Below are 25,197 nucleotides of genomic sequence, written 5' to 3' on the forward strand. Positions count from 1 at the left end.
ACATCTTCCGGTCAGGGGGTACAGTCGATCAGGGTCAGTTGTCCGGGCGCGGTCACGAAGGCCGGACCGGGGGCGTCGAGCATCTGCGCGATCGTGGCGCGCAGATCGGCCTCGCCCGCAGGCGAGAAGTCGGGCGGCAGGTTGTAGACGCCGGTCATGTTCAGCGACATGAAGGCCACGACGGAGTCTACCGTGTCCACCCGGTCCGAGGTGTCCAGAACGCAGTCGCTGGTATCGGCCAGAAATTCCAGCACCGCGCGCACGCCATCCGGCCCGAAACGTTCGGCGAGCATCGCATCGGCATCGGCGGGCGCATCGTCGTCGGTCAGTTGTGCGATCGCCGCATCGTAAAGCGCGGCATCGCCCGCAGGGTCCGCCGCGCAGACCGCATCGGTCAGGCGAAAGGCATCGGGTCCCGCATCGAGGTAGAGGTGCCCAGCCTCGAAGAATGCCGCCGTCGCCGCATAGGACTCGGCCGGCGCGATCTCTGCCGCGGTCATCACCACTTCGGCCTCTTCTCGCGTGACTGCGCAATCGTTTGCGCGGATCGCCGCGACAACCCTAGCCGCGCGCGCCGGCGGCAATATGCCCGCTGACAGCGCATCCATGCCCAGCCATTCCGCCGCGTGCGCGTCGAGATCGATCTCCTCCTGAAGCCGGGCGAATAGTGCCGCGTCGCCCGATCCGTCAGTCGCGCAAAGGGACGGCATCAGGGTCAGGTGGTCCTCTTCGTCGATTGTCAGCTGCCCGCCGAGGTAGAGCAAATCCAGGATGTCGTCCAACTCGGCGATCTCGATCCCCAGCGCTTCGGCCGCATTGTCGGCGCCCTCAAGCGACAGGTCGCACCCCGCGTCGCGCATCGCGCCCAGAAAGGCCGCGGCCTTCTCGGGCGTGTCCGCCGCGGCGGGCGCGGACAGACCCATCGCCAGAAGAAGGGGCGCCGCCTGTCTCACCGGTCGATCTCTCCGAAGACGACGTCCATGGTGCCGATGATCGCGGCCACGTCGGCCAGCATGTGGCCCTTGGCGACATGGTCCATCGACTGCAGGTGCAGATACCCTGGCGCGCGGATCTTGGCGCGATACGGACGGTTGGTCCCGTCGGCCACAAGGTAGACGCCGAACTCGCCCTTCGGGGCCTCGACCGCGGCATAGACCTCGCCGGCGGGCACATGAAAACCCTCGGTGTAAAGCTTGAAGTGATGGATCAGCGCTTCCATCGAGGTCTTCATTTCGCGGCGACTGGGCGGCGTGATCTTGCCGCGGGCCAGGATGTCGCCCTGCCCGTCCGGCGCGCGCAACTTGCCGATCGCCTGCAGAATGATCGAGGTCGACTCGCGCATTTCACCCATCCGGCACAGGTACCGGTCGTAGCAATCGCCGTTCTTGCCGATGGGGATCTTGAAGTCGAACTCGTCGTAGCACTCGTAGGGCTGCGCGCGGCGCAGATCCCAGGCCAGGCCCGAGCCGCGGACCATCACGCCGGAATACGCCCAGTCCAGAATCTCCTGCTCGGAGACGATGCCGATATCGGCGTTGCGCTGCTTGAAGATGCGATTCTCGGTCAGCAACCCGTCGATGTCGTCGAGGACCTTGGGGAATTCGTGCGCCCATTCCTCGATATCGTCGATCAGCGCCGGCGGCAGATCCTGATGCACGCCGCCGGGGCGAAAATACGCCGCATGCAGCCGCGCCCCACAGGCGCGCTCGTAGAAGACCATCAGTTTCTCGCGCTCTTCAAACCCCCAGAGCGGCGGCGTCAGCGCGCCCACGTCCATCGCCTGGGTTGTGACGTTCAGCAGATGGTTCAGCACGCGCCCGATCTCTGAGAAAAGGACGCGTATCAGGCTCGCCCGACGCGGCACCGGCGTTCCCGTTAGCTTCTCGATCGCCAGGCACCAGGCATGCTCCTGGTTCATCGGCGCGACGTAGTCGAGCCGGTCGAAATAGGGCAGGTTCTGCAGGTAGGTGCGGCTTTCCATCAGCTTTTCGGTGCCGCGATGCAGCAGCCCGATATGCGGGTCGCAACGCTCCACGATCTCGCCGTCCAGCTCGAGCACAAGGCGAAGGACTCCATGCGCCGCAGGATGTTGCGGGCCGAAGTTGATGTTGAAGTTGCGGATCTTCTGCTCGCCCGTCTGGGCGTCGCCGAACTTGCCGTCCATCACGAAGCTCCTCCGCGCAGGTGATCCAGACGCCCGGCCATGACCCACAGAAGCACGACGATCGCCAGCGGGAAGACCGCGACCAGCGCCCAGTAGGGATTGATCCCGAAAGCCGGCAGCAACCGGAAGAGCGGCAGGATCACCAGCGCCGCCATGACGATGAAAACCAGGAACTCCATCAGCGCGCCTCCTGCTTCTCGTCACCCGGCAGGATGTAGTCCGCACCTTCCCAGGGCGACATGAAATCGAACTGCCGGTATTCCTGCGTCAGCTTCACGGGCTCGTAGACCACGCGCTTCAGCGCCTCGTCATACCGCACTTCGGTGTAGCCGGTGGTCGGAAAATCCTTGCGCAGCGGATGGCCCCGGAACCCGTAGTCGGTCAACAGGCGCCGCAGATCCGGATGGCCGCTGAACAGGATACCGAACATGTCGAACACCTCGCGCTCGAACCAGTTGGCCGAAGGATGCACGCCAGTGATCGACGGCACCATCGTCTCTTCGCGCACGGCGGCCTTCAGGCGGATGCGCTGGTTCCGGTACATCGACAGGAAATGGTATACCACGTCGAACCGCGCTTTGCGCGCCGTCCAGTCGATGGCGGTGATGTCGATCAGCGTCGAGAAACGGCAGGTCTCGTCCATCTTCAGGAACTGGACCAGCCCCGGCAGCGCGTTCACCGCCACTTCCAGCGTCAACTCGCCATTCGCGATGGTCGCGCCACTGACCGCGTCGGACTGTCGGTTGCGGATGTAGTCCCCGAGTTCGTGCAAAGCGTCGGACATGGAACCTCTCAGCGGATCAGGGTGCCGGTGCGGCGGATCTTGCGCTGCAGCTGCAGTATCCCGTACAGCAGCGCCTCGGCCGTCGGCGGGCAGCCCGGCACGTAGATGTCCACGGGCACGATGCGGTCGCAACCGCGCACCACCGAATAGCTATAATGGTAGTATCCGCCGCCGTTGGCACAACTGCCCATGGAGATGACGTAGCGCGGCTCGGGCATCTGGTCGTAGACCTTGCGCAGCGCCGGGGCCATCTTGTTGGTCAGCGTCCCGGCCACGATCATCAGGTCCGACTGGCGCGGGCTGGCGCGCGGCGCGGTGCCGAAACGCTCCAGATCGTAGCGCGGCATAGATGTGTGCATCATCTCGACCGCGCAGCAGGCCAGGCCGAAGGTCATCCAGTGCAGCGACCCGTTGCGCGCCCAGTTGATGATGTCGGCCGTGGTCGTCAGCAGGAAACCCTTGTCCTGCAGCTCGGAATTCAGCGCAACGGCGGCGTGTTCGTGGTCCGCCCCGGCCGTGTTCGCACCCGTCATCACTCCCATTCCAGGGCTCCCTTCTTCCACTCGTAGGCAAAGCCCACGGTCAGCACCACCAGGAACACCATCATCGACCAGAAGGCCGTCATGCTCATCTCGCCGAACGCCACAGCCCAGGGGAACAGGAAGGCGATCTCAAGGTCGAAGATGATGAACAGGATCGCGACCAGATAGAAACGCACATCGAACTTCATTCTGGAGTCGTCAAAGGCGTTGAACCCGCATTCGTAGATCGAAACCTTCTCGGGGTCCGGGTTGCGCACGGCGATGATGATGGCCGACAGCAGCAACACCAGCCCCAGTCCAAGCGCTATGAAGAGGAAGATGATGATCGGCAGGTAGTTTCGCAGAAGGTCGTCCACCGCTGGCTCCTCTGGCAATCGTCGCGCTCGTGTCGTGCGCGTCTCGGGCTGTCCTTCACTTACTCTCGCGGTCGGGGCGGGTCAACCGAAGGCGCGGCAGAGCGCTGCGGCAGAAATGCGGAAATTCATCACATTGCAGGCGCGCGTGCGCCCGCGGCAGCCCTCGGCGCCGCAATGCAGCAGAACCTGCAGAGGGCGCTCACCACCCCTGCCCGCAACGATTCATCGGGCCGCGGAAAAATCCCGGCCAGTCGCGCCTCAGTGCTGCCAGGACGGTTTGCGTCGCGCGAAGAAGGCTTCAATCCCTTCGTGCGCCTCGTCGCTTTCCCAGCGCTCGACCAGTTGCGCGATGGAATGATCCACGTCATCCGCCCCGATCCGCCCCCCAAGCCGCTGCGCCAGCGCCTTGGCCGACGCCACCGCGCCGGGCGCGCAGGACAGATACGGCCTGACCTCGGCCTCGATCGCCGCGTCCAGTTCGTCCGGCCCCACCGCGCGGGCCAGAAGGCCCAGCCGCACGCCTTCTTCCGCGTCGAAAAGACGCGCCGACATGAACACTCGCCGCGCCATCGCCTCGCCCATGCGCGCCAGCACATAGGGTCCGATCGTCGCCGGAATCAGCCCCAGCCGTGTCTCGGTGAACCCCAGCTTCGCGCCGGTCACGCCGATCGCGACATCGCAGACCGAAATCAGCCCCATGCCACCGCCAAAGGCCTGGCCCTGCACGCGACCGATCAGCGGCTTCGGAAGTCGATTGAGCGCGCCAAGCGCCGCGGCCAGCTTGCCGGCCTCATCGCCGCGCGTCGCCGCATCCGCGGCCATCTGCGCCTGCATCCAGGCCAGATCGCCGCCCGCGCAGAAGCTTTCGCCGGCGCCGGTCAGCACCACTGCACGCACGCGGTCGTCGGCCGCCAGTTCCGCCGCCGCCTCGCGCAACTCGACGATCATGCGGGCCGACATCGCGTTGTGCTTTTCGGGCCGGTTCAGCACCATGCGCGCCACGCCGCGGTCATCGCGCTCGATCAGGATGGTCTCGTAGCTCATTCGATCCGCCTCATTTCCCGTGCCCGTGCCGCGGCCGCCTCGATGACCGCGCGATCCAGACCCGTGTCATATCCCAGACGCTCGATCCGGTCGACCGCGGCCTCGGTGGCGACATTACCCTGCGCGCCGGGCGCAAAGGGGCAACCGCCAAGCCCGCCTACCGCGGCGTCGAAGACCCGCAGGCCCAGGTCCAGCGACGCCTCGATATTGTCGCAGGCCCGCCCGCCGGTGTCGTGGTAGTGCCCCGCCAGCCGGTCGGCCGGCGCCACCGCCAGCACCGCGCGCAGCATCCTGATGATGCTCTCCGGCACGCCGCGGCCGACGGTGTCGCCCAGGCTGATCTCGTAGCAGCCCAGTTCCAGCAGCGTTTCGGCCAGCCGGGCGACGGCGGCGGGCGGCGTCGGCCCGTCGAAGGGGCAATCCGTCACGCAGGAAATATAACCGCGCACCGGCATCCCGTCGGCCTTCGCGGCCTCCAGGATCGGGCGGAAACGGTCAATCGACTCGGCGACGGTGCAATTCAGGTTGGCCCTCGAAAACCCTTCCGAGGCCGAGGCGAAGACCGCAACCTCATCCGCCCGCGCCGCCCGCGCGCCCTCGTAGCCGCGCATGTTGGGGGTCAACGCCGCGTAGCGCACGCCCGGCGCCCGGACGATACCTGCCAGAACCTTCGCCGAATCCGCCATCTGCGGAACCCACTTCGGGCTGACGAAACTCGCCACCTCGATCCGCCGGAACCCCGCGCGCGACAACAGGTCGACCAGCGCGACCTTCTCCGCCGTCGGGATCATCCGCTTCTCGTTCTGCAAACCGTCGCGGGGTCCGACCTCGAAAATCTCGACCTTGTCACCCATCGGGCACCTCGTAGAAGTCCTGCAGATAGAGCTCCGCCGCCCCGTCCGCTGCCTGCGCCGCGACAAAGCCCGGCCGCGCCACCAGCCGCGCGTGATAGTCCGCCAGCGCCGGGATGCCGTCCAGCCGCACGAAACGCCGCGCGATCTCCAGCGATGCGCCGATCATCACGTCGGCGGCGGTGAAGCCCCCCGCCAGCAGCCAGTCGCGCGTCCCCAGCCGGCCGGCCACCCCTTCCAACACGCGCTGCAAGCGCAGGGCTTCCAGCCGCGCCAGTGCCGGGCTGCGCGCCGCGGGGCGCAGGACGATGTGCTGGAAGGTCAGCACCGCCAGGTGCTGCGCGATCGTCTCGCCGTGGTGCAGCGCTTCCAGATACGCCGCCCGTTCGGGGTGCCCCGGCGCGCGGGCCAGCTCCGGTGCGCGCGTTTCGGCCAGGTATTCCAGGATCGCACCCGACTCGACCAACGTCGTTCCGTCAAGCTCGACCGCCGGCACCCGCCCCGCGGGCGAGATCGCCAGGAAGCCCGGATCGCGCAGCGCCTTGCCGCCGAAACTGCGGTAGCGGACCTCGTGGGCGATCCCGGCTTCGTGCAAAAACCAGAGGATCCGGAAGGACCGCGATTGTGGGGCGTGATAGAGGATCACCGGCGCGCTCAATGCTCCTCCTCCAGCCGGATCAGCGGTGCGCCGGCCTCGACCTGGCTTCCCGCCGCGGCCAGGATCTCGGCCACCACGCCAGCGCGGCCCGCGGCCAGCGTGTGTTCCATCTTCATCGCCTCCAGCACCGCCAGTCGCGCGCCCTTTTCCACCGCCGCGCCCGGTTTCACGAAGACGGCCTTGACCAGCCCCGGCATCGGCGCCGTGACGACGCCCGCCCCGGCGCCCGCCGAGGCCTCCACCGCCAGCGGATCGGGCAGGGTGAACCCGACCGTCGGCGCGCCGAAAACCGTCACGCGCCCCGCCCGCCGCACCGCGCGCCCCGGCGCGGCCTGCCCGTCGATCCACCAGCGCCCGCCACGCCACTCGGCCCGCATCTCCTGCCCCGCCAGCCGGATGCCGAACGCGCCGTCGGTCCGCCGCGCCACGGCCACCGGGTGAACCTCCTCGCCGCGCTGCAACACCACCGTCTGCCACAGCGGCGACCAGAGCGCGAAGCCGCTCAGCGGCCCCGGCGCCGCGTCGAACCCCTGCGCCGCCAGCGCGGCCAGCGCCAGCACCTGCGCGCCGACCTCGGGCTCGGCGACCAGCGTTTCCAGGTCGCGACCGATCAGCCCGGTATCCACTTCGCCCGCGTTGAACCCTTCGTGCGCCGCCAGCGCGCTCAGGAAATCGAGGTTGGTGACCGATCCCGCCACCTCGGTCCCGGCCAGCGCCGCGCGCAGCCGCGCCAGTGCCACCGCCCGCGTCGGCCCCTGCGTCACCACCTTGGCAATCATCGGGTCGTACCAGGGGCTGATCGCGTCGCCCGGCCGCACGCCGGTATCGACGCGCGCCCCCTCGGGAAAGGCCAGTTGATCCAGCCGCCCGGTCGCCGGCAGGAAGCCCGCTGGCACATCCTCGGCGTAAAGCCGCGCCTCGAAGGCATGGCCCCGGATCGCCAGGTCGGCCTGGCTGCAGGGCAGCGCCTCGCCGGCGGCAACGCGCAGCTGCCATTCGACCAGGTCGACGCCGGTAATCGCCTCGGTCACCGGATGCTCGACCTGCAGCCGCGTGTTCATCTCCATGAACCAGAACCCGTCGGTCCTCAGCCCGCGCGAGCCGTCGACGATGAACTCCACGGTCCCCGCCCCGCGATAGCCGATCGCCTCGGCCGCGCGCACGGCGGCCGCGCCCATCGCGGCGCGCACCTCCTCGGTCATGCCCGGTGCCGGCGCCTCCTCGATCACCTTCTGGTGACGCCGCTGGAGCGAGCAGTCGCGCTCGAACAGATGCAGCGCGCGCGCGCCGTCACCGAAGACCTGCACCTCGATATGGCGCGGCTTCTCGATCCATTTCTCGATCAGCACGGCATCGTTGCCGAACGCCGTCGCCGCCTCGCCCCTGGCGCTTTCCAGCGCCTCCAGGAAGTCGGCCGGGCGTTCCACGCGCCGCATCCCCTTGCCGCCACCGCCGGCGACGGCCTTGATCAGCACCGGATAGCCGATGGCATCGGCCGCGCCGGCCAGATGCTCGGGGTCCTGGTTGGTGCCGTGATAGCCCGGCACCACCGGCACGCCGGCCTCCTCCATCAGCTTCTTGGCGGCGTCCTTCAGCCCCATTGCCCGGATGGCGCTGGCCGAGGGGCCGATGAAGGTCAACCCCGCGGCCTCCACCGCCTCGACGAAATCGGGGTTCTCGGAAAGGAACCCGTAGCCCGGATGGATCGCCTGCGCGCCCGTGGCCAGCGCCGCATCGATGATCGCCGCGCCCTTCAGGTAGCTGTCCTTCGGCGCCGGCCCGCCGATGGCGACCGCCGCATCGGCCATCTCGACATGCAGCGCACTTGCGTCGGCCTCGGAATAGACGGCGACGGTGCCCACGCCCATCGCGCGCGCGGTTCGGATGACCCGGCAGGCGATCTCGCCCCGGTTGGCGATCAGGATCTTCGCGAACATCAGCCCTCCATCGCCGCGCGGTGATTTGCGGCACTTTCCTCGGAAAAACAGCAGAAGATGACCTCGGGGCGCGGATCGTCCTTCAGCATCCCGGCGACGGTGGTCACCGCGACCCGCGCGGCATCCTCGGGCGGATAGCCGTAGACCCCGGTCGAGATCGCCGGGAACGCCATCGACCCGGCGCCCAGTTCGCGCGCCACCCCGACGCTGCGGCGGTAGCAGGACGCCAGCAACTCCGCCTCGCCGGCATCGCCGCCCTTCCAGACCGGCCCGACGGTATGGATCACCCAGCGCGCCGGCAGGTCGTGCCCGCCCGTGACGCGCACCTTGCCCGTCGGACAGCCGCCCAGCGCGCGGCATTCCTCCAGCAGCCCCGGTCCCGCGGCGCGGTGGATCGCCCCGTCGACCCCGCCGCCGCCCAGCAGCGACTCGTTGGCGGCGTTGACGATGGCATCGACCTTCAGCGTGGTGATGTCGGCGGTGACGACCTTCATCGGCAGATCCATGTCCTCCTCCCCTGGTTCGACACCGGGCTTGCCCCGGCCGCCCCATCGTAGCAGATCAGGGCGATGTACAAACGCCCCCTCCTGCCCCATGGCACCCGGCCGCCCGACAGCTTCGCGGGGCCCGGCTTCATCGCCCGCCCCCTGCGCCTGACCGATGCCGAGGATGACTTCGCCGCCGTCGTCGCCTCGACCGACCGGCTGCGCGGCGCGATGGACCCGCACGATCCCTGGCCCGACGGGCTGACGCTGCGCGAAAATCGTGTCGACCTTGGCTGGCACGAACGCGAACACACCGCCGGGCACAGCTTTGCCTGGACGGTGCGCGACCCCGGCGACCGGCTGACCCTGGGCTGCGCCTATCTCTACCCCGCCGACCGCGTGGGGGCCGACGCGATGGCCTTCTGGTGGGCGCGTACAGGGCACGAGGCGCTCGACACGCCGCTCGGCGCGGCCTTCCGCGCCCTGATCGCCGCCCTGCCGCTGTCCTGCGCCTTTCCGGGGCGCGACGAAACCTGGGCGGACTGGCAAACGCGCGCGTCGCGGTTCTGAACCTGTCATCTCAGCCCCCCTTCGCCGCGAAATCCTCGACGACGCGAAAATCCTCGAAGATCAGTTCCATCGTCGGGCTGAAGGTGCCGCGCCGCTCGAAATACCACTGGTGATCGGCCCGCCAGCCCGCCAGGTCCGCGTTCTCGCCCTCGCGCAGCGCCATCTCCTCGGTCACCTCGTCGAACCGCACCCGCACCACCGCCAGCGTCTCGATGACCAGCGCTGCATCGCCATTCGCTTCGAGGGCGATGTCGCGTTGGCCGACCAGGGGTTCGGCCTCACCCATCGCAAGATCCGCCACCGGCATGCAGGTCGCGCGTTTGCGACCCGATCGCACCAGCGCCAGCAGGCGCGCGTTCAACTCGGCCGGCTCGGCGAAAGTGAAGCTGCGCGCGCCAGGATAGCGCGCCATGGCCTCCGCCAGCGTCACCACGTCTCGCCCGCGCCAAGGCGCGCCTCCGGCCACACGCGGCTGCTCAGCCGCACCAACCGGCGCGCCGTCCCCCGTCGTAGGGCCGCGCCAGCCCCGCAGCGATCAGGCCCCGCCCGACCGGCACGGCATCGGCGCGCAGATCGACCAGCGCCCGCCCGTAGCGGTCGGTCCCCAGCCGGCGAACCGTGACCTCGTCCGCGGTCCACAGCGCCTTGCGCAACGCCCAGGTCGCGGCCAGCGCCTTCGCCGCTTCGGTCGGGCATTGCGGGCTGAACAGCTCGGGCGCATCGAACCCGACCAGCCGCGCGCGCTCGGTCCCCGTACCGGGGCACCACAGGCTCACCGTGTCGCCATCGATGACCGACACCACCCGGCACCCCGCGCTCGGCGCCGTTCGCCAGCCCGAAATCGCATCCGCCACCTGCGGCAACCCGGCAAGCGCCAGCAGCGCCACCGTCGCCACCTTGCTCCACAGCCCGAACCGCCCGCGCCGGCCATAGCGCCCCGGGCGCGTCCGTCGCGGCCAGCGACGCGGTTTGCGGCGCCGCCAGACCGCATGCGGCCTTGACCAGCCACGGCCCGCGCGGGTCAGATAGGCGGCAAGATGCTTCATCTCCCCGACCCTCTCGGCAAAAGATGGTCAGAGGGTGAACCCCACCCGCACCCACCGACCGTTGCGCGCACCGACCGGCAAGCCGTCGCGACGCAGGGACGCGGTATGGGCGTGATCCATGCATGACACATACGGACATTCTTACATCCTGAAGACGCCGAAGCGCGTCTCGGGGATGGGCGTATTGAGTGCCGCCGACAGCGACAGAAACAGCACTTCGCGCGTCCGCCGCGGATCCACGATCCCGTCGTCCCACAGCCGGGCCGACCCGTAGAGCGGATGGCTCTGCCGCTCGAACTTCTCCAGCGTCGGCCGCTTGAACTCCGCCTCGTCCTCGACCGACCAGCTCTCCCCGGCGCGCTCCATCGCATCGCGCCGGACCGTCGCCAGCACCCCGGCCGCCTGCTCGCCCCCCATCACCGCCACGCGCGACGCGGGCCAAGTCCACAGGAACCGCGGGCTGTAGGCCCGTCCCGCCATCCCGTAGTTCCCCGCCCCGAACGAGCCCCCCACGATCATCGTGATCTTCGGCACCGAGGTCGAGGCGACGGCAGTCACCATCTTCGCGCCATGGCGCGCGATGCCCTCGTTCTCGTACTTCCTGCCGACCATGAATCCGGTGATGTTCTGAAGGAATATCAGCGGGATACGCCGCTGACTGCACAGTTCCACGAAATGCGCGCCCTTGATCGCGCTTTCCGAGAAGAGCACCCCGTTGTTCGCCACGATCCCCACCGGGCAGCCCATCACATGCGCGAACCCGGTGACCAGCGTTTCGCCGAAGCGCGGCTTGAACTCGTCGAAATAGGACCCGTCGACGACCCGGGCGATCAACTCGCGGATATCGTAGGGCCGGCGCAGATCGGTGGGCACAACGCCCAGAATCTCCTCGGGGTCATAGGCCGGCGGCTCGGGCGCTTGCCAGACGACGGTCTCGGGCTTGCGGCGGTTCAACTGCCCCACCGCGCGGCGCGCCAGCGCCAGCGCATGCGCGTCGTCCTCGGCCAGATAGTCCGACACGCCCGACAGCCGCGTGTGCACGTCGCCCCCGCCCAGATCCTCGGCGGTGACCACCTCGCCGGTCGCCGCCTTGACCAGCGGCGGCCCCGCCAGGAAGATCGTGCCCTGATCGCGCACGATGATGGAAACATCCGCCATCGCCGGCACATAGGCGCCCCCGGCCGTGCACGACCCCATCACCACGGCGATTTGCGGAATGCCCTTCGCGCTCATCTGCGCCTGGTTGTAGAAGATCCGCCCGAAATGGTCGCGGTCGGGAAAGACCTCGTCCTGGTTGGGCAGGTTCGCCCCACCCGAATCGACCAGATAGACGCAGGGCAGATGGTTTTGCTCGGCAATCTCCTGTGCACGCAGGTGCTTTTTCACCGTCAGCGGGTAATAGGTCCCGCCCTTCACCGTGGCGTCGTTGCACAGGACCATCACATCGTGCCCCTGCACCCGCCCGATCCCGGCGATGATCCCCGCGCCCGGCGCATCGCCGCCGTAGAGCCCATGTGCCGCCGTCGCGCCAATTTCCAAGAAAGGCGAGCCGGTGTCCAGCAGGTTCGCGACCCGGTCCCTCGGCAACATCTTGCCCCGCTCCAGATGCCGCGCGCGCGCCCGTTCGCCGCCACCCGCGGCCGCCTGCACGGCAGCTTCGGCGACCACCTCCAGCGCCTCGATCTGCGCGGCGCGATTGGCGCGAAACTCCTCAGAACCGGTCAGCGCCGCCGATACAAGCTTCATCGCTCCGTCTCCTCCTGCCTGCCGCACCGCGCGCTTCCCGCGCCGCGCATCGCCTCATCACTCGGCCCCGCCCAACCGCAACGCCTGCTCTGCGGTCAGGTTCAGCCGGCACCCCAGATACGCGCCCGAGGCGCCGGTCCCGCCCCACCACTGCAACGCCGCGTAGTCGCAACTCGCGTCGTGAAAGACGATCCACGTCCGCTGCATCGCGCGCAACGCAGCCTCGACCGACGGCTGGTCCAGGCCCGCTTGCCGCGCCGCGGCGTCCTGCCGTCGCGCAGCGGCAATCGCCTGCCCGTAGCGCGTGTTGAGCAGATCATCCCACCAGCCCAGTTCCGCATCCAGGCAGCCGTTGATGCCGAGCGTGGTATGACCGGCCGGGCTGGCGTCCATGCAGGCCCGCGCTGCGCTTCCGGCACAACCCGCCGCATTGCCGCGCTCGACACAGGCTGCCAGCGGCGCGGGATCGAAGTCGCGTATCTCCGCGCTCGCCGGCCCGGCCAGCATCAGCACGAGAAGGGCCAGCGCGCGCATCTTCTCAGCCCATCGACGCCATCAACTCGCGCCCGACCAGCATACGCCGGATCTCGGACGTGCCGGCGCCGATTTCCATCAGCTTCGCGTCGCGGAAGATCCGGCTGACGGCGCTGTCGTTCAGGAAGCCCGCACCGCCGAGGGCCTGCACGGCCTGATGCGCCTGCTTCATGCCCTCCTCGCTGGCATAGAGCACGCAGGCCGCCGCATCCTGGCGCGTGACCTGGCCCCGATCGCAGGCCCGCGCCACCGTGTAGACATAGGCCCGGGCCGAGTTCATCGCCGTGTACATGTCGGCGATCTTGCCCTGCATCAGCTGGAAATTCCCGATCGGCTGGCCGAACTGCTTGCGCTCGACCATGTAGGGCATGACTTCATCCAGGCAGGCCGCCATGATCCCGGTCCCGATGCCCGAAAGCACCACGCGCTCGTAGTCGAGACCCGACATCAGCACCGAAACGCCGCGTCCCTCCTCGCCCAGGACATTCTCGAAGGGGACCTCGCAATCCTCGAATATCAACTCGCCGGTGTTGGAGCCGCGCATGCCCAGCTTGTCGAAATGCGGACTGGTCGAGAAGCCCGTCATCTCCTTCTCGATCAGGAACGCGGTGATCCCCTTCGATCCCGCTGCAGGATCGGTCTTGGCATAGACGACCAGCGTGTCGGCTTCGGGTCCGTTGGTGATCCAGTATTTCGTGCCGTTCAGCACATAGCGGTCGTTCTTCTTCTCGGCGCGCAGCTTCATGCCCACGACATCCGATCCCGCGCCCGCCTCCGACATCGCCAGCGCGCCGACATGTTCGCCGGTGACCAGTTTCGGCAGGTATTTCGCGCGCTGCTCAGGCGTGCCATTCAGCCGGATCTGATTGACGCAGAGGTTGGAATGCGCCCCATAGGACAAGCTGACCGAGGCCGAGGCCCGCGCGATTTCCTCGACCGCGATGACATGCGCCAGGTAACCCATGCCGGCGCCGCCGTATTCCTCCTCGACGGTGATGCCCAGAAGGCCCAATTCGCCCATCTCTCGCCAAAGCTCGGCGGGAAAGACGTTGTCCCGGTCGATCTTCTCGGCCATCGGCCGGACGCGCTCCTGCGCCCAGCGATGCACCATTTCCTGAAGCGCCTGGACATCGTCGCCCAGTTCGAAACGCATAGATGCGGTGAACACGCGCCCCTCCCTCTATTTGAACACCCGTTCAATAAAATACCGCCCTCGCCTTCCCCGGTCAAACGAAAACGCAAGGGACCCGCCGCCGTCGCCGCGCGCTGGGCGCGTGGCGACGGCTCGTGTCGTGCCGCCAGAGGCGGCTCAACTTGAAACGCCCCTAGCGCCGGGGAAAGGACATCTGCAGCCGGGTCGACCCTACCCCAGCCTCTCGAGCACGGGAAAGGCCTCCAGAAGCCAGAAAGAGAAATCCGCCATCGCCCCGGTAATCAACGCCACGCCGACCAGGACCAGAAGAGCGCCCATCGTCTTTTCGATCACGCCCAGCCAGGGACGCATCCGCGCCATCAGCGCCATCGAGCGGCCGATGAAAACCGCCGCCAGCAGGAAAGGCAGGCCCAGTCCCAGCGCATAGACCGCCAGCAGTCCGGTCCCGCGCGCGACCGAATCCTCGGTCGCGGCCAGGGTGATGATCATGCCCAGGATCGGGCCGATGCAGGGCGTCCAGCCAAAGGCGAAGGCCAGCCCCAGCACATAGGCGCCAAAAGCCGACCCCCCCTGGTCGCCCGGATCGATCCGCGCCTCGCGCTGCAGAAGGCCGATCCGGAAAAGACCCAGAAAATGCAGGCCCAGGACGATCACGACGAAACCGGCGATCTGCGCAAAGGTCTCGCGGTATTCCAGAAACAGCCGGCCAAGCGAGGAGGCGGTAAACCCCAGGAAGATGAAGACCGTGCTCAACCCCATGACGAAGAACAGCGCCGGGACCACCGCCTTGCGCGCCCCCTGCCCCTCGTCGGTCAACTCGCGCATCGAGATGCCGGACATGTAGGCCAGGTAGGGCGGCACGATCGGCAGCACGCAGGGGCTGAGGAACGACAGAACGCCGGCGACCAACGCCACTGTCATCGCCGGCAGCAATGCCGCGTCGAATAGGTCTATGCCGAACATGGATCGCTCCGCCTGGCCCGCCTTCAGGGCTGTTAGCCTGCGGCACGGGAAAGGTCACGGGGGGCGCGAGTCACATCCCCGGCAGATGACGACCCAGGCTGTCGGGCCGGGGTCGCGATTGCAGCGTCAGCGCCCCAGCGACCACCAGCCGCGACGCCTCGGCTTGGCCGGCTCGGACCCCGCATCGGCACCAACGGGTTCGGGTTGCCGCGCCTTCTCCTCGTCCTCCGCAGCCTCAGGGGACGGAGGAGCCACGGAGTCTGCCTCCGGCTCGGACTGAACGGGCTCCGGTTGGTCAGTATCGGCAGCCGGTGTTGGGTCCTCCGGCTTCTGTTCGACCGCGGCCTGGCCATCCTCTGCCGAAGCGGACTCCGCGGTAGCCGGCATAACTCCCTCGGACGCTGCGCCTGCCGCCTCGACAGCGGTATCCGCTTCAACCGGGGCCGGCTTGGGAGTCCGCTTCCGCCGCGTCCGCGGCTTCGGGGCGGGCTTTTCGGCCTCGGTCGTCGCCACGACGTCTTCGGGGGCCTCCGGCGCGGTCGCCTCCGACGCCTCCGGGGCATCCTCGGCGACCTTGCGGCGCGAACGACGTTTGCGCACAGGCTTGGCGGGCGCTTCGGCCACCGCGGCGGGTTCCTCGCCCGCGATCTGGTCGGCGCCGGATCGCCCGGCCTCTACGGCGGCAGCGGGTGCCTGCGACGGCTCGACCTCGGTCTCGGCCACAACATCCTTGCCGTCCGTGCGTTCGGCCTCGCCGGCTCCTGACTGCACGTCCGCAGCCTCGTTGCCCTGGCCGCCGCGGCGCCGACGGCGACGGCGGCGCTTGCGCCGGCTTCCGTCGCCCGGCCCACCATCGGCCTGCCCGCCATCAGACTGGCCGCCATCGGCCGCACCTGCCTCGTCCGACTGTCCGGCAGTGTCACCCACCGGCTCGGCGCGCTCGACGGTCGCCGCGGCTTCGTCCTCCTCGACATCCGTGTCGTCGACGATATCGTCCACTTCCGACATGGTTCGCGCGTCGAGCGAGACCACCGGCGCTACCGGCACCTGCACAACGCGCGTCGCGGTCTTGAACTTCTCGATCGCGAAATCCGGGCTGACCAGCGACGGATCGGCCTCGATCCGGATCGCCATGCCGTAGCGCGCCTCGATCTGGGCCAGATGCTCGCGCTTGACGTTGAACAGGTAGTTGACGATGCCCACCGGCGCACGCACCAGCGCTTCGCGCGTCTTGGCCCGCGTACCCTCTTCCTCCAGCGCCCGCAGGATCGACAGCGCCAGGCTGTTGTCCGACCGGATCAGCCCGGTGCCGTGGCAATGCGGGCAGGGTTGGGTCGTGGCCTCCAGCATGCCGGGGCGCAACCGCTGGCGCGACATCTCCAGCAGCCCGAAGCCCGAGATGCGTCCGACCTGGATGCGCGCGCGATCGTTCTTCAGCTTTTCCTTCAGGCGCTTCTCGACGGCGGCGTTGTTCTTGCGCTCCTCCATGTCGATGAAGTCGATGACGATCAGCCCAGCCAGGTCGCGCAAGCGCAACTGCCGCGCGATCTCGTCGGCGGCTTCCAGGTTCGTCTTCAGCGCCGTGTCCTCGATCGACCCCTCGCGCGTCGACTTGCCCGAGTTGATGTCGATCGCCACCAGCGCCTCGGTCACCCCGATGACGATATAGCCACCGGATTTCAGCTGCACCGTCGGGTTGAACATAGCGCCCAGGTAGCTTTCGACCTGAAAGCGCGCGAAGAGCGGCAGCGTCTCACCGTAGAGCTTCACGTTCTTGGCGTGGGACGGCATGATCATCTTCATGAAGTCCTTGGCCACGCGGTAGCCGGCCTCGCCCTCGACCAGCACCTCGTCGATCTCGCGCGAATAGAGGTCACGAATCGACCGCTTGATCAGGTCGCCCTCCTCGTAGATCGGCGCTGGCGCCACGGATTTCAGCGTCAGGTCGCGGATTTGCTCCCACAGCCGGAACAGATATTCGTAGTCGCGCTTGATCTCGGCCCTGGTGCGGTTCGCCCCGGCGGTGCGGATGATCAGCCCGGCGCCCTCGGGCACCTCCATCTCGCCGGCGATGTCCTTGAGTTTCTTGCGGTCGACGGCGTTGGTGATCTTGCGGCTGATGCCACCGCCACGGGCGGTGTTGGGCATCAGCACGCAGTAGCGGCCGGCCAGGCTCAAGTAGGTGGTCAGCGCCGCGCCCTTGTTGCCGCGCTCCTCCTTGACGACCTGCACCAGCATGATCTGGCGCACCTTGACCACTTCCTGGATCTTGTAGCGGCGCGGACGTTGCCGGCGGGCCGGGCGCACCTCGTCCGAGACGTCTTCGTCGGCGACGGACTCGATCTGATCGTCGATTTCCGTGGCGTGGTCGGCGGCGCGGTAGGGCTCGGCGTCGTCTTCCTCGTCGCGCGCGCCGTTCGTGTTGGGCGCGATCGGCGCGGCCTCGATCTCGTCGTCCGCATCCAGATCGACGATGTCCATGCCGCCGATGTCGCGCTGACTCACCGACGCGGTGTCGAGCACGGCTTCCGCCACGGCCGGCGCATCCGCCGACACCGGCGTTTCGGCCTCTCCACTCTGCTGCTCCGCGTCGGTCGCGCCCGCGGCTTCATCGGACTTGCGCCGATCCGACCGCTTGCGCCGACCGTTGCCATTGTCGTCGTTCTGGCTGCGGGCATAGGCGCGCTCTTCTTCCAGAAGCGCCTTCCGGTCGGCGACCGGGATCTGATAGTAATCCGGATGGATTTCGGCGAAGGCGAGGAAGCCGTGCCGATTGCCGCCATAATCCACAAAGGCCGCCTGCAACGAGGGCTCGACCCGCGTGACCTTCGCCAGATAGATGTTGCCGGCTAACTGGCGACGATGCGCCGTTTCGAAATCAAATTCCTCGACCTTGTTTCCGTCGACCACGACCACGCGGGTTTCCTCCGCATGGGTGGCATCGATAAGCATTTTCTTGGCCATAGATACTCGCTTGCCCCGACAGCCCCCTGTCCCGGCGGCGAAGCACCAGGCAGGGTCGTGGCAGGGAATGTGTGTGAAGCGATGATCGGCGGCACGGACGAACCGGAACAGCGTTGCCGCGTCCTCGGTCTCTGTCTGTTGCTTTCGCCAACCTTCATCGCGGTTCTGTCCTTGACGCCCGTCGGGCGCCGGTTTCGTGCCCGGCCTTCCCAACGGGTGCCGAGCAATTCAAGGGCCCGCAACCGGGCCTTTACGCCAGGGCAATCCTTGTGACGGGGCACTGACGGTGAATTCCATGCGGCCCACGCCAACGGGCGCGAGCCGACACGCAACCATAAGGGGGAATGTATGGAAACTTCAATGCCGAAAATGCAGGCGCTTCCCGCGCCATTGGCCGATGCCCAAGATTCAGGCACTCGCCGCGCGGTTGTGCGTGACGCCGCGGCATCGCCCTGGCGCCACTGCCTCGATCTTCTCCAGTCGGGTGCCAGGCCCGGCAAGCTTCGTTGGGCGGGTGGAAAGGCGATTCTCTTTCCCGCTGGCCATGCCCTGAACCGCTGGCAAAGCCTTTCATTCAGGTTAACAAAAAAACCGTTTCATATCAAAATCAATATCTTGCGCGATTGCTCAAGCTTGAGCAACCGCGCTCAAAGCCACGCCTTCAGGGCTTTGACAAGGTTTCCCGGTTCCTGCCGCAGCGATCAGACGTAGTCGGACCGGCTAAGCCCATACTTCGCCATCTTCTCGTTCAATGTGCGACGCGGAAGGCACAGCTCCTCCATCACGGCCACGATGGAGCCCTTGTGACGCTTCATCGTGGTATCGATCAACGTCCGCTCGAAGGCCTCGACATACTCCTTCAGCGGCTTGCCCTCGGTCGTCATCGCGCTGCCGGCGGTCTCGTTGTCCGCCATCACCAGCGAAATGACCGACCCCGACCCGCGCCGGCTCTGCAGCACCACCTGCTCGGCGATCGAAATCAACTGACGGATGTTCCCCGGCCAAGGCGCCTGCAACAGATGCGCGGCATCCTGCGCCGAAAGATCCGGCGCGGGGCAGCCGTATTCCTCGGCGAAGGTCTCGGCGTAGGACTGGAACAGCGCCATGATGTCCTCCCCGCGGGCACGCAGCGGCGGCAAGGTCAGCTTCATCGAGGCCAAACGAAAATACAGGTCCGGTCGCAGCGCGTCCTCCACGGTGCGGTCAGGGGCGTGGTTGTTGCAGATCGCCACGATCCGCGTCGCCGCGGGCGCACCTTGTTCGTTGATGAAGGTCAGAAGTCGCGCCTGAAGCGCCGGGCTCAGCGCCTCGACATCCTCCAGACAAAGCGTGCCACCGCGCGCTTCCTCGATCAGCGGCAGGCCCCCGGTTTCCTTGACCGGCCCGAACAGGCGCGCAGCCAGCCTCCCCTCGTCCTCGCCCTGGCAGGAGACCGACACGAAGCGCTTGCCCGCACGCGGCCCCACCGCGTGCAGCGCATGCGCAACCATCGTCTTGCCGGTGCCGGTCTCGCCATCGATCAGCACATGCCCGTCCGCCTGCCCGTAATCCAGGATATCCTCGCGCAGCCGCGTCATCACCGGCGAGGCCCCGACAAGTCGACGCATGATCGTCTTGCCATCGGCCAGCTCCTGGCGGAGCGCGCGGTTTTCCAACGCCATCGCGCGCGCCTTGACCGCGCGACGGGCAAGGTCGGTCATCTTCTCAGGATCGAAGGGCTTTTCCAGAAAGTCGAACGCCCCCAGCCGCATTGCCTCGACCGCCATCGGCACGTCACCGTGGCCGGTAATCAGGATCACCGGCAGGCTTGCGTCGATCCCCATCAGGCGTTTCAGCAGCGCCATGCCGTCCATTCCAGGCATTCGGATATCGGTGATCACCGCGCCTGGAAAGTCTGGCGTGATCGCGCGCAAAGCCTCCTCGGCGCTCGCGTGCGCCTCGGGCTGGAAGCCCGACAGCGACAGCCACTGGCTGATCGACTGCCGCATGTCCTTCTCGTCATCGATCACGAGGATCCGGGCGCTGCGGGGTCGGTCGGTATCGGTCATCGGCTCTGCCCTGATCATGTCGTCGTGAATGTCCATCGTCATCTGCTGTCACCTGAGGTCTTGCGCAGCCCTCCAGAGGCTTGCGGAGTTCATTCGGCCGCGGCACGGACGCCGCCGCGCAGGACAGGCAGCGCCACATCGAAGGCCGCGCCCCCTTCGGGCATGTTGCGTGCCGTGATCCGCCCTCCGTGGTCCGCGACGATCCCGGAAGATATCGCCAATCCCAGCCCGACGCCTTCGCCCGATTTCTTCGAGGTGTAGAAAGGCTCGAATACCGAATGAATGTCGGCTATTCCGGTTCCATTGTCGCGCACCGTTAAAGTTACCGTGTCGCCCTCGGTCAGAAGCAGGTCGATCTGCGGGGCGTTGACGCCGGAAGTTGCATCGACCGCGTTTCGCATCAGATTGATGATAACCTGCTCCAAGCGCAATCGGTCTCCCATCACCATCGCGGGATGATCGGGCAACGTGCGCACGACAAGGATACGGCGCTCGCGCAGGCTGGGTTCCATCATTGTCAGCGCCTCGGCCACGCAATCGCGCAGATCCAGGGGCTCGAACGCATCGCCACCTTTTCGGGCAAAGGACTTGAGCTGCCGAGTGATCGCACCCATCCGGTCAATCAGATCGTCGATTCGCTGAAGCGAGACGAGCGCCTCTTCGCTGCGCCGTCGATTGAGCAGGAGACGGGCACCGGCCAGGTAGGTTTTCATCGCCGCCAGCGGCTGATTCAATTCGTGACTCACCGCCGCCGACATTTCACCCAGCACGGCCAGTTTGGAACTCTGCGCCAGCGTCTGTTCGGCGACGTCAAGGTCCTTCTGCGCTTTCTCTCGCGCGGCAATCTCGCGTTGGAGGCGCTGGTTGAGTTGGCGAAGCTGAACCGACTCGCGTTCGAAAGCTGCGGTTTGCGACCAAGCGCGACGCGACAGCAGGTAGAAAACCAATGCCAAGAGCAGCGCGAAACCGGTGATGACCAACGCCAGCACCCCGTTCACGCTTTCGCGCACGCCATCGTACCGTGTGTAGGAGACCATTCGCCAGCCGCGGAACGGCACGCGGATCTCCGAACGAAGCACGCCGTGATCGCTCAGAAACGTGTCAGGGCCGATGCCCGCCCAATCGGCCGTAGCGCGCAGCGCCCGCGCTAGCGCCGAGGGTGCATCGAACAAAGCAAGCGCTTCAATCTCGGACCTGCCACGCCAGCGCGGTTCGGTCGAAAGTATGATCTTGCCTGCGCTGTCGGTCATCGTCACGACGTCGGCGAAACCGGTCCAGGCGCGTTCGAATTTCACTAGGTCGACCTCGACCGCGACGACACCCAGCAACTGACCTCCGGCGCGCATCGCTCGAGCGAAGCCGAAGCCGTATCCGCCAGAATCTCGCTCGTGGACGGCAAAGATCGTGTCGTTGGCACGACGCGCATCCACGAAATGGACATCCTGCTGGCGCATCACGCCCAGCCGGTTCCGGTCGGTCGCTCCGACCACCCGACCGGTAGCGTCCATAAGTTCGATCGCTCCGGCTCCGACCTCGGCCTGGACCGCCATCAGCAGTTGAGAGATCATGGCATAATTGCCCGATTGCAGCGCATCGCGCAGCGCCGGGTCGCGGGCCAGCAAGATCGGCACAACCTGCGTGCGCTGCATCTCGGACTGGATATTGCCGGAATAGAGCACCAGCCGCAGTTCCGCGCGGTTGCGCGTATCGACGGTGAAATTTTCGGTCAGGAAATCGTTCAGGAGCCAGACTGTAATCCCGGCGACAAGTGTCAACAACCCAACGACGAGCTTGCCCCAAAGGGGCATTCCCGCTTGCGCCACCGTTTCGGCGGTCGGCTCGTTGGATATCTCCCGGCTCATCGCCGCATTCTACGCCCGCGCGAAGCAGCACTCAAGCTGGCCCGGATGGCAGACAAATCAGGCCGGCGCCAATGCGCGGATCAGCCCGGAGAAAAGCGCGCGCCCGTCGGTACCGCCATGATGCGGATCGATGGCACGTTCCGGGTGCGGCATCAGTCCCAGGACCCGGCGATTGCTCGACAGGATACCGGCAATGCCACGCATTGCGCCATTCGGGTTGTCCAGATACCTGAAGGCCACGCGCCCTTCACCCTCCAGCCGGTCGAGCGTGGCTTCATCCGCGCAGAAATTACCGTCATGATGGGCAACGGGAAAAATGATCTGCTGACCGGGTGTGTAGCCGTCGAGATAGGCACTGTTGCTTCCGGTGACTTCCAGGCTGACCGGCTTGCAAACAAATTTGAGCGCCGCGTTGCGCATGAGCGCACCCGGAAGAAGGCCGGTCTCCAGCAACACTTGAAAACCGTTGCATACACCGAGGACATACCCGTCGCGCTCCGCAAACTCTGCCACCGCGCGAGCGACAGGAGATCTCGCGGCTATGGCACCGCAGCGCAAATAGTCGCCGAAGGAGAACCCCCCCGGCAGGCCGACCACGTCGACCCCGACTGGCAGCTCTGCATCCTTGTGCCAGACGCGCACGACCTCTGCCCCGGCAGCCTCGAAAGCAACGGCCATGTCGCGGTCGCAGTTCGACCCGGGAAAGGTGATGACCGCTGCCTTCATTCGCGCCTCCTCTCAATCGACCGGTCGCGTCTAACCTGAGGCGCCCGGCAGGAAAAGGCCGAACGTGCAACTTCTCCCGAATGTCAGTGATCTCGATGGGCACTCTGAATCGGCAGTATTAGCAAGTACAGGAACTGGCCTTGAAGCAAGCCATCGGCGTTTCACCGACTACCCTTCAACATTTTCGCCCGCTGAAGTACATACATCCTGCCCCTCGAACCTTCCCGACCGATCCGAGCGGAGAGCGAACATCGGTTCGGAATGGCCTACGAAGAAAAAGGCCCGCCAAAGCGGGCCCTTGATTCGTGCAATTCTTAGCGATCAGCGCTTCGAGAACTGGAAGCTGCGGCGCGCCTTCCGCCGACCGTATTTCTTCCGTTCGACCACGCGCGAATCGCGGGTCAGGAAGCCAGCAGCCTTCAGCGCCGGGCGCAGTGCCGGGTCGTAAAGTTGCAGCGCCTTTGATATGCCATGCTTCACCGCGCCGGCCTGACCCGAGAGCCCGCCACCGGCAACCGTTGCCATGACATCGAACTGATCGGAAACACCAGCCACTTGGAACGGTTGGCGCAGAATCATCTGCAGGACGGGACGGGCGAAGTATTGTGCCAGTTCCTTGCCATTCACGATCACCTTGCCGTTTCCCGGCTTGATCCAGACGCGGGCAACGGCGTCCTTGCGCTTGCCCGTCGCATACGCGCGGCCAAGGTCGTCGCGCATAGGCTCGCGCGGTGTTTCGGTTTGCGTCTGATCTGTTGCGGCTGTGCCGGCAACGGCATCTTTCAACGCATCAAGGGTCTTGATCTCTTCGGCCATGATCAGGCGCTCCGCGTGTTCTTCTTGTTCATCACCCGCAAGTCCAGCACTTCAGGCTGCTGGGCCTCATGCGGGTGCTCTGCGCCGACGTAAACCCGCAGATTCGTCATCTGCTGACGCGCCAGCTTGTTGCCCGGCAACATCCGCTGCACAGCCTTCATCACGACGCGCTCGGGGTGTTTGCCCTCCAGGATTTGGCGGGCCGTACGGCTCTTGATGCCGCCAGGATGACCGGTATGCCAGAAGTAGGTCTTGTCGTCGCGTTTCTTGCCCGTCATCTGCACCTTGTCGGCATTGACGATGATGACATTGTCGCCCATGTCCATGTGAGGGGTGAAGGTCGCCTTGTGCTTGCCGCGCAGGCGATTGGCGACGATCGAGGCGAGGCGACCCAGAACGATACCCTCGGCATCGATCAGGATCCACTTCTTCTCGATATCCGCCGGTTTCGCGGTATAGGTCTTCATGTCCGAACCCAGTCGAGTGAATGGAGGTGGAGGGCTTGCCCCCCACGAATGGTTGCCCTTCTACAGCACAGCGCGCGCAGGTCAACAGAGATCGTTCACAATAAATCTTTCTATATCAGTATATTACGTATTCGGTATTAAAATACCCCATTTTGGAGTTCGAATATTCGCTCTTCTTCCAGCTTGTGCGGTTCGGGACGAGTCGCTATGCAGCTCGCGGGCGGACATGGCGGAACTGGCAGACGCGACGGACTTCGACCAGTGCGCGAGCACGAACAGGAGTGCCCCTCCGGAAACGGCGGGAGCAGAACGGCTCAAATTCGGGGAACCCTCACGGATGGTGCCGGTGGCGATCCCGAGCCAAGCCCCGTGCCGGAAACGGCCGGGGAAGGTGTAGAGACTAGACGGGCCGCAGCTAAAGTCACCTTCGGGCGACCATGCTGAAGGGATAGTCCGGACCACGAACGCGTTGCCCGGTGCAAAAGGGCGGTGCGGCGGCGGAAGCCGAAGTGGTGCGAAAATCCGTTTCCCAAACGGGAGTCCGGGTTCGATCCCCGGTGTCCGCACCAAGCTCCGCGATCACCTACTTCAACCGAGGTGGGCGCCCCGGTTCCAACCCCACGTTCACGCCATCTGCCGGTTCGGGCACGACATATGATCTGGGCGCCAGCGTCCGGCCGACCTTTTGGATCTGCCTCATCATGGAAGAAGAAGGGAACACGACATCAAGCGACCCTCTCTCCAATCCCGACAACTCCAGTGCCTCAGCTACCGCGCGTGCCAGTGCCGCACGTACCGGAGCGGCCACACCATCGAGTGCCAACAGATGTCCGCGCATGCCGCCTTGCCAAATCACACCTGCTAGCACCGCGATCTTCAGCCCCGGCAACCTTGAGAGCCTCCGTTCCAATGCAGGAATCAAGTGCGACAAGGCTGCGTCAGATAGAGCAATCGGTTGGAAAGCCTCTGGCAAGGCTTCCAATTCCTCGGGCGCGGGAAGAGACAAGGTTTCCGCCAACCAGTTGACAACTTCTGGCGGGAGCAATTCGGCATACGTACTATCTGCATTGACGATCATCGAAAGCCCGCTGTCTTCTTGCGCCAACATCGCCACCAGGACCCGCCCCGGCAACGCGGCGTAGGCGGTCGCGTGACCCGCGAAAGACGCCAAGCGCGACTCGCTGTCGAAAACCAGGACGGCGCGTCCATCGTCGACATCGAAGACACGCGGGCTGAGACGGTCACCCTGCGCCTCCTCGGTCAGCAAGACGAACAGTTCGGAACTTATCAATTCTGAATGGAACGCAAGCCTGAACGCTGAATCATCTGGGCGAACCCGCATTCGCCTGAGCGCTGCGTCGAGTGGTGAGGTTTCAGGCATTGAGGCACCCGTTGCGTGATCTCGCCGGATCCCCAATCCGTTCCGGATACCTACACCTGTTGCTTTCGTCCGGTTCCGCGCCATCAGTGACTCATTCCTT

General features: G+C 66.3%; 26 protein-coding genes and 1 tRNA gene. 3 read left to right on the top strand and 24 right to left on the bottom strand.

The window, feature by feature from the left end; translation table 11 throughout:
• Window positions 1-11: 11 nt before the first annotated feature.
• From IM708_RS07970 to IM708_RS08020, 11 genes are all read right to left on the bottom strand, one after another.
• A complete protein-coding gene (locus tag IM708_RS07970) occupies window positions 12-953 on the bottom strand; it encodes a hypothetical protein (RefSeq protein ID WP_209425844.1) in 942 nt (313 codons plus the stop codon).
• On the bottom strand, window positions 950-2,164 hold the full coding sequence (locus IM708_RS07975; RefSeq protein ID WP_209425845.1) for an NADH-quinone oxidoreductase subunit D: 1,215 nt from the start codon (window positions 2,162-2,164) through the stop codon (window positions 950-952). The genes IM708_RS07970 and IM708_RS07975 overlap by 4 nt, the downstream gene beginning before the upstream one ends.
• Window positions 2,164-2,343: a hypothetical protein gene (locus tag IM708_RS07980; RefSeq protein WP_209425847.1), complete on the bottom strand. Its 180-nt coding sequence runs from the start codon at window positions 2,341-2,343 to the stop codon at window positions 2,164-2,166. The genes IM708_RS07975 and IM708_RS07980 overlap by 1 nt, the downstream gene beginning before the upstream one ends.
• Window positions 2,343-2,948, bottom strand: a complete 606-nt coding sequence (locus tag IM708_RS07985) for an NADH-quinone oxidoreductase subunit C (protein WP_209425849.1) — start codon at window positions 2,946-2,948, stop codon at window positions 2,343-2,345. The genes IM708_RS07980 and IM708_RS07985 overlap by 1 nt, the downstream gene beginning before the upstream one ends.
• Window positions 2,949-2,956: 8 nt before the next feature.
• Window positions 2,957-3,490, bottom strand: coding sequence for an NADH-quinone oxidoreductase subunit B (locus tag IM708_RS07990; protein ID WP_209425850.1), 534 nt, complete (start codon window positions 3,488-3,490; stop codon window positions 2,957-2,959).
• Window positions 3,481-3,846, bottom strand: a complete 366-nt coding sequence (locus IM708_RS07995) for an NADH-quinone oxidoreductase subunit A (RefSeq protein ID WP_209425852.1) — start codon at window positions 3,844-3,846, stop codon at window positions 3,481-3,483. The genes IM708_RS07990 and IM708_RS07995 overlap by 10 nt, the downstream gene beginning before the upstream one ends.
• A gap of 258 nt (window positions 3,847-4,104) precedes the next feature.
• Window positions 4,105-4,890 (bottom strand): crotonase/enoyl-CoA hydratase family protein, encoded by a 786-nt coding sequence (locus tag IM708_RS08000; protein ID WP_209425854.1) that lies wholly within the window; start codon window positions 4,888-4,890, stop codon window positions 4,105-4,107.
• Window positions 4,887-5,744 (bottom strand): hydroxymethylglutaryl-CoA lyase, encoded by an 858-nt coding sequence (locus IM708_RS08005; RefSeq protein WP_209425855.1) that lies wholly within the window; start codon window positions 5,742-5,744, stop codon window positions 4,887-4,889. The genes IM708_RS08000 and IM708_RS08005 overlap by 4 nt, the downstream gene beginning before the upstream one ends.
• On the bottom strand, window positions 5,737-6,399 hold the full coding sequence (locus tag IM708_RS08010; protein WP_245243066.1) for a glutathione S-transferase family protein: 663 nt from the start codon (window positions 6,397-6,399) through the stop codon (window positions 5,737-5,739). The genes IM708_RS08005 and IM708_RS08010 overlap by 8 nt, the downstream gene beginning before the upstream one ends.
• Window positions 6,396-8,336, bottom strand: a complete 1,941-nt coding sequence (locus IM708_RS08015; protein WP_209425856.1) for a biotin carboxylase N-terminal domain-containing protein — start codon at window positions 8,334-8,336, stop codon at window positions 6,396-6,398. Before IM708_RS08015 ends, IM708_RS08010 begins: the two co-directional genes overlap by 4 nt.
• Window positions 8,336-8,842, bottom strand: coding sequence for an O-acetyl-ADP-ribose deacetylase (locus IM708_RS08020; protein ID WP_245243067.1), 507 nt, complete (start codon window positions 8,840-8,842; stop codon window positions 8,336-8,338). The genes IM708_RS08015 and IM708_RS08020 overlap by 1 nt, the downstream gene beginning before the upstream one ends.
• A gap of 63 nt (window positions 8,843-8,905) precedes the next feature.
• Here IM708_RS08020 and IM708_RS08025 point away from each other — a divergent pair, with 63 nt between their 5' ends.
• Window positions 8,906-9,391 carry a hypothetical protein gene (locus IM708_RS08025; protein ID WP_209425857.1) on the top strand — a complete coding sequence of 162 codons (486 nt, stop codon included), beginning with the start codon at window positions 8,906-8,908 and terminating at the stop codon, window positions 9,389-9,391.
• A gap of 10 nt (window positions 9,392-9,401) precedes the next feature.
• On the opposite strand, the gene IM708_RS08030 is transcribed toward IM708_RS08025, so the two are convergent.
• The 7 genes from IM708_RS08030 to IM708_RS08060 form a co-directional block, all read right to left on the bottom strand.
• Window positions 9,402-9,803, bottom strand: coding sequence for an ASCH domain-containing protein (locus IM708_RS08030; protein ID WP_209425858.1), 402 nt, complete (start codon window positions 9,801-9,803; stop codon window positions 9,402-9,404).
• A gap of 64 nt (window positions 9,804-9,867) precedes the next feature.
• Window positions 9,868-10,437 carry a thermonuclease family protein gene (locus IM708_RS08035; RefSeq protein ID WP_209425859.1) on the bottom strand — a complete coding sequence of 190 codons (570 nt, stop codon included), beginning with the start codon at window positions 10,435-10,437 and terminating at the stop codon, window positions 9,868-9,870.
• Window positions 10,438-10,578: 141 nt separating this feature from the next.
• Window positions 10,579-12,183 carry a carboxyl transferase domain-containing protein gene (locus tag IM708_RS08040; RefSeq protein WP_209425860.1) on the bottom strand — a complete coding sequence of 535 codons (1,605 nt, stop codon included), beginning with the start codon at window positions 12,181-12,183 and terminating at the stop codon, window positions 10,579-10,581.
• Between the two features lie 57 nt (window positions 12,184-12,240).
• Window positions 12,241-12,717: a lysozyme inhibitor LprI family protein gene (locus tag IM708_RS08045; RefSeq protein WP_209425862.1), complete on the bottom strand. Its 477-nt coding sequence runs from the start codon at window positions 12,715-12,717 to the stop codon at window positions 12,241-12,243.
• Between the two features lie 4 nt (window positions 12,718-12,721).
• Window positions 12,722-13,885 carry an isovaleryl-CoA dehydrogenase gene (locus tag IM708_RS08050; RefSeq protein ID WP_209425864.1) on the bottom strand — a complete coding sequence of 388 codons (1,164 nt, stop codon included), beginning with the start codon at window positions 13,883-13,885 and terminating at the stop codon, window positions 12,722-12,724.
• 195 nt (window positions 13,886-14,080) lie between these two features.
• Window positions 14,081-14,833, bottom strand: a complete 753-nt coding sequence (locus IM708_RS08055; protein ID WP_209425865.1) for a cytochrome c biogenesis protein CcdA — start codon at window positions 14,831-14,833, stop codon at window positions 14,081-14,083.
• Window positions 14,834-14,959: 126 nt separating this feature from the next.
• Window positions 14,960-17,797, bottom strand: coding sequence for a ribonuclease E/G (locus tag IM708_RS08060; protein WP_209425866.1), 2,838 nt, complete (start codon window positions 17,795-17,797; stop codon window positions 14,960-14,962).
• Window positions 17,798-18,157: 360 nt separating this feature from the next.
• Here IM708_RS08060 and IM708_RS08065 point away from each other — a divergent pair, with 360 nt between their 5' ends.
• Complete coding sequence (locus IM708_RS08065; RefSeq protein WP_209425867.1) at window positions 18,158-18,508, top strand: hypothetical protein; 351 nt, start codon at window positions 18,158-18,160, stop codon at window positions 18,506-18,508.
• On the opposite strand, the gene IM708_RS08070 is transcribed toward IM708_RS08065, so the two are convergent.
• The 5 genes from IM708_RS08070 to rplM all read right to left on the bottom strand — a co-directional run bounded on the left by IM708_RS08070 (window position 18,499) and on the right by rplM (window position 23,716).
• Window positions 18,499-19,845: a sigma-54 dependent transcriptional regulator gene (locus IM708_RS08070; RefSeq protein WP_209425926.1), complete on the bottom strand. Its 1,347-nt coding sequence runs from the start codon at window positions 19,843-19,845 to the stop codon at window positions 18,499-18,501. The two genes, IM708_RS08065 and IM708_RS08070, sit on opposite strands and share 10 nt — an antisense overlap.
• An 89-nt stretch (window positions 19,846-19,934) precedes the next feature.
• On the bottom strand, window positions 19,935-21,653 hold the full coding sequence (locus IM708_RS08075; protein ID WP_245243075.1) for an ATP-binding protein: 1,719 nt from the start codon (window positions 21,651-21,653) through the stop codon (window positions 19,935-19,937).
• A gap of 111 nt (window positions 21,654-21,764) precedes the next feature.
• The gene (gene purQ, locus IM708_RS08080) at window positions 21,765-22,433 is read right to left on the bottom strand and encodes a phosphoribosylformylglycinamidine synthase subunit PurQ (RefSeq protein ID WP_209425869.1); all 669 of its coding nucleotides are present in this window, start codon (window positions 22,431-22,433) and stop codon (window positions 21,765-21,767) included.
• Between the two features lie 321 nt (window positions 22,434-22,754).
• The gene (gene rpsI, locus IM708_RS08085) at window positions 22,755-23,249 is read right to left on the bottom strand and encodes a 30S ribosomal protein S9 (RefSeq protein ID WP_209425870.1); all 495 of its coding nucleotides are present in this window, start codon (window positions 23,247-23,249) and stop codon (window positions 22,755-22,757) included.
• A gap of 2 nt (window positions 23,250-23,251) precedes the next feature.
• Complete coding sequence (gene rplM / locus IM708_RS08090; protein ID WP_209425871.1) at window positions 23,252-23,716, bottom strand: 50S ribosomal protein L13; 465 nt, start codon at window positions 23,714-23,716, stop codon at window positions 23,252-23,254.
• A gap of 497 nt (window positions 23,717-24,213) precedes the next feature.
• Here rplM and IM708_RS08095 point away from each other — a divergent pair.
• Window positions 24,214-24,285, top strand: a tRNA-Ser gene (locus IM708_RS08095).
• A 14-nt stretch (window positions 24,286-24,299) separates the two neighbouring features.
• Here the strand turns inward: IM708_RS08095 and IM708_RS08100 are convergent.
• Window positions 24,300-25,097, bottom strand: a complete 798-nt coding sequence (locus IM708_RS08100) for an SseB family protein (RefSeq protein ID WP_209425872.1) — start codon at window positions 25,095-25,097, stop codon at window positions 24,300-24,302.
• Between the last annotated feature and the right edge of the window lie 100 nt (window positions 25,098-25,197).

The organism is Pararhodobacter sp. SW119, assembly GCF_017811755.1.
In the GTDB taxonomy this organism is placed as follows: domain Bacteria; phylum Pseudomonadota; class Alphaproteobacteria; order Rhodobacterales; family Rhodobacteraceae; genus Pararhodobacter.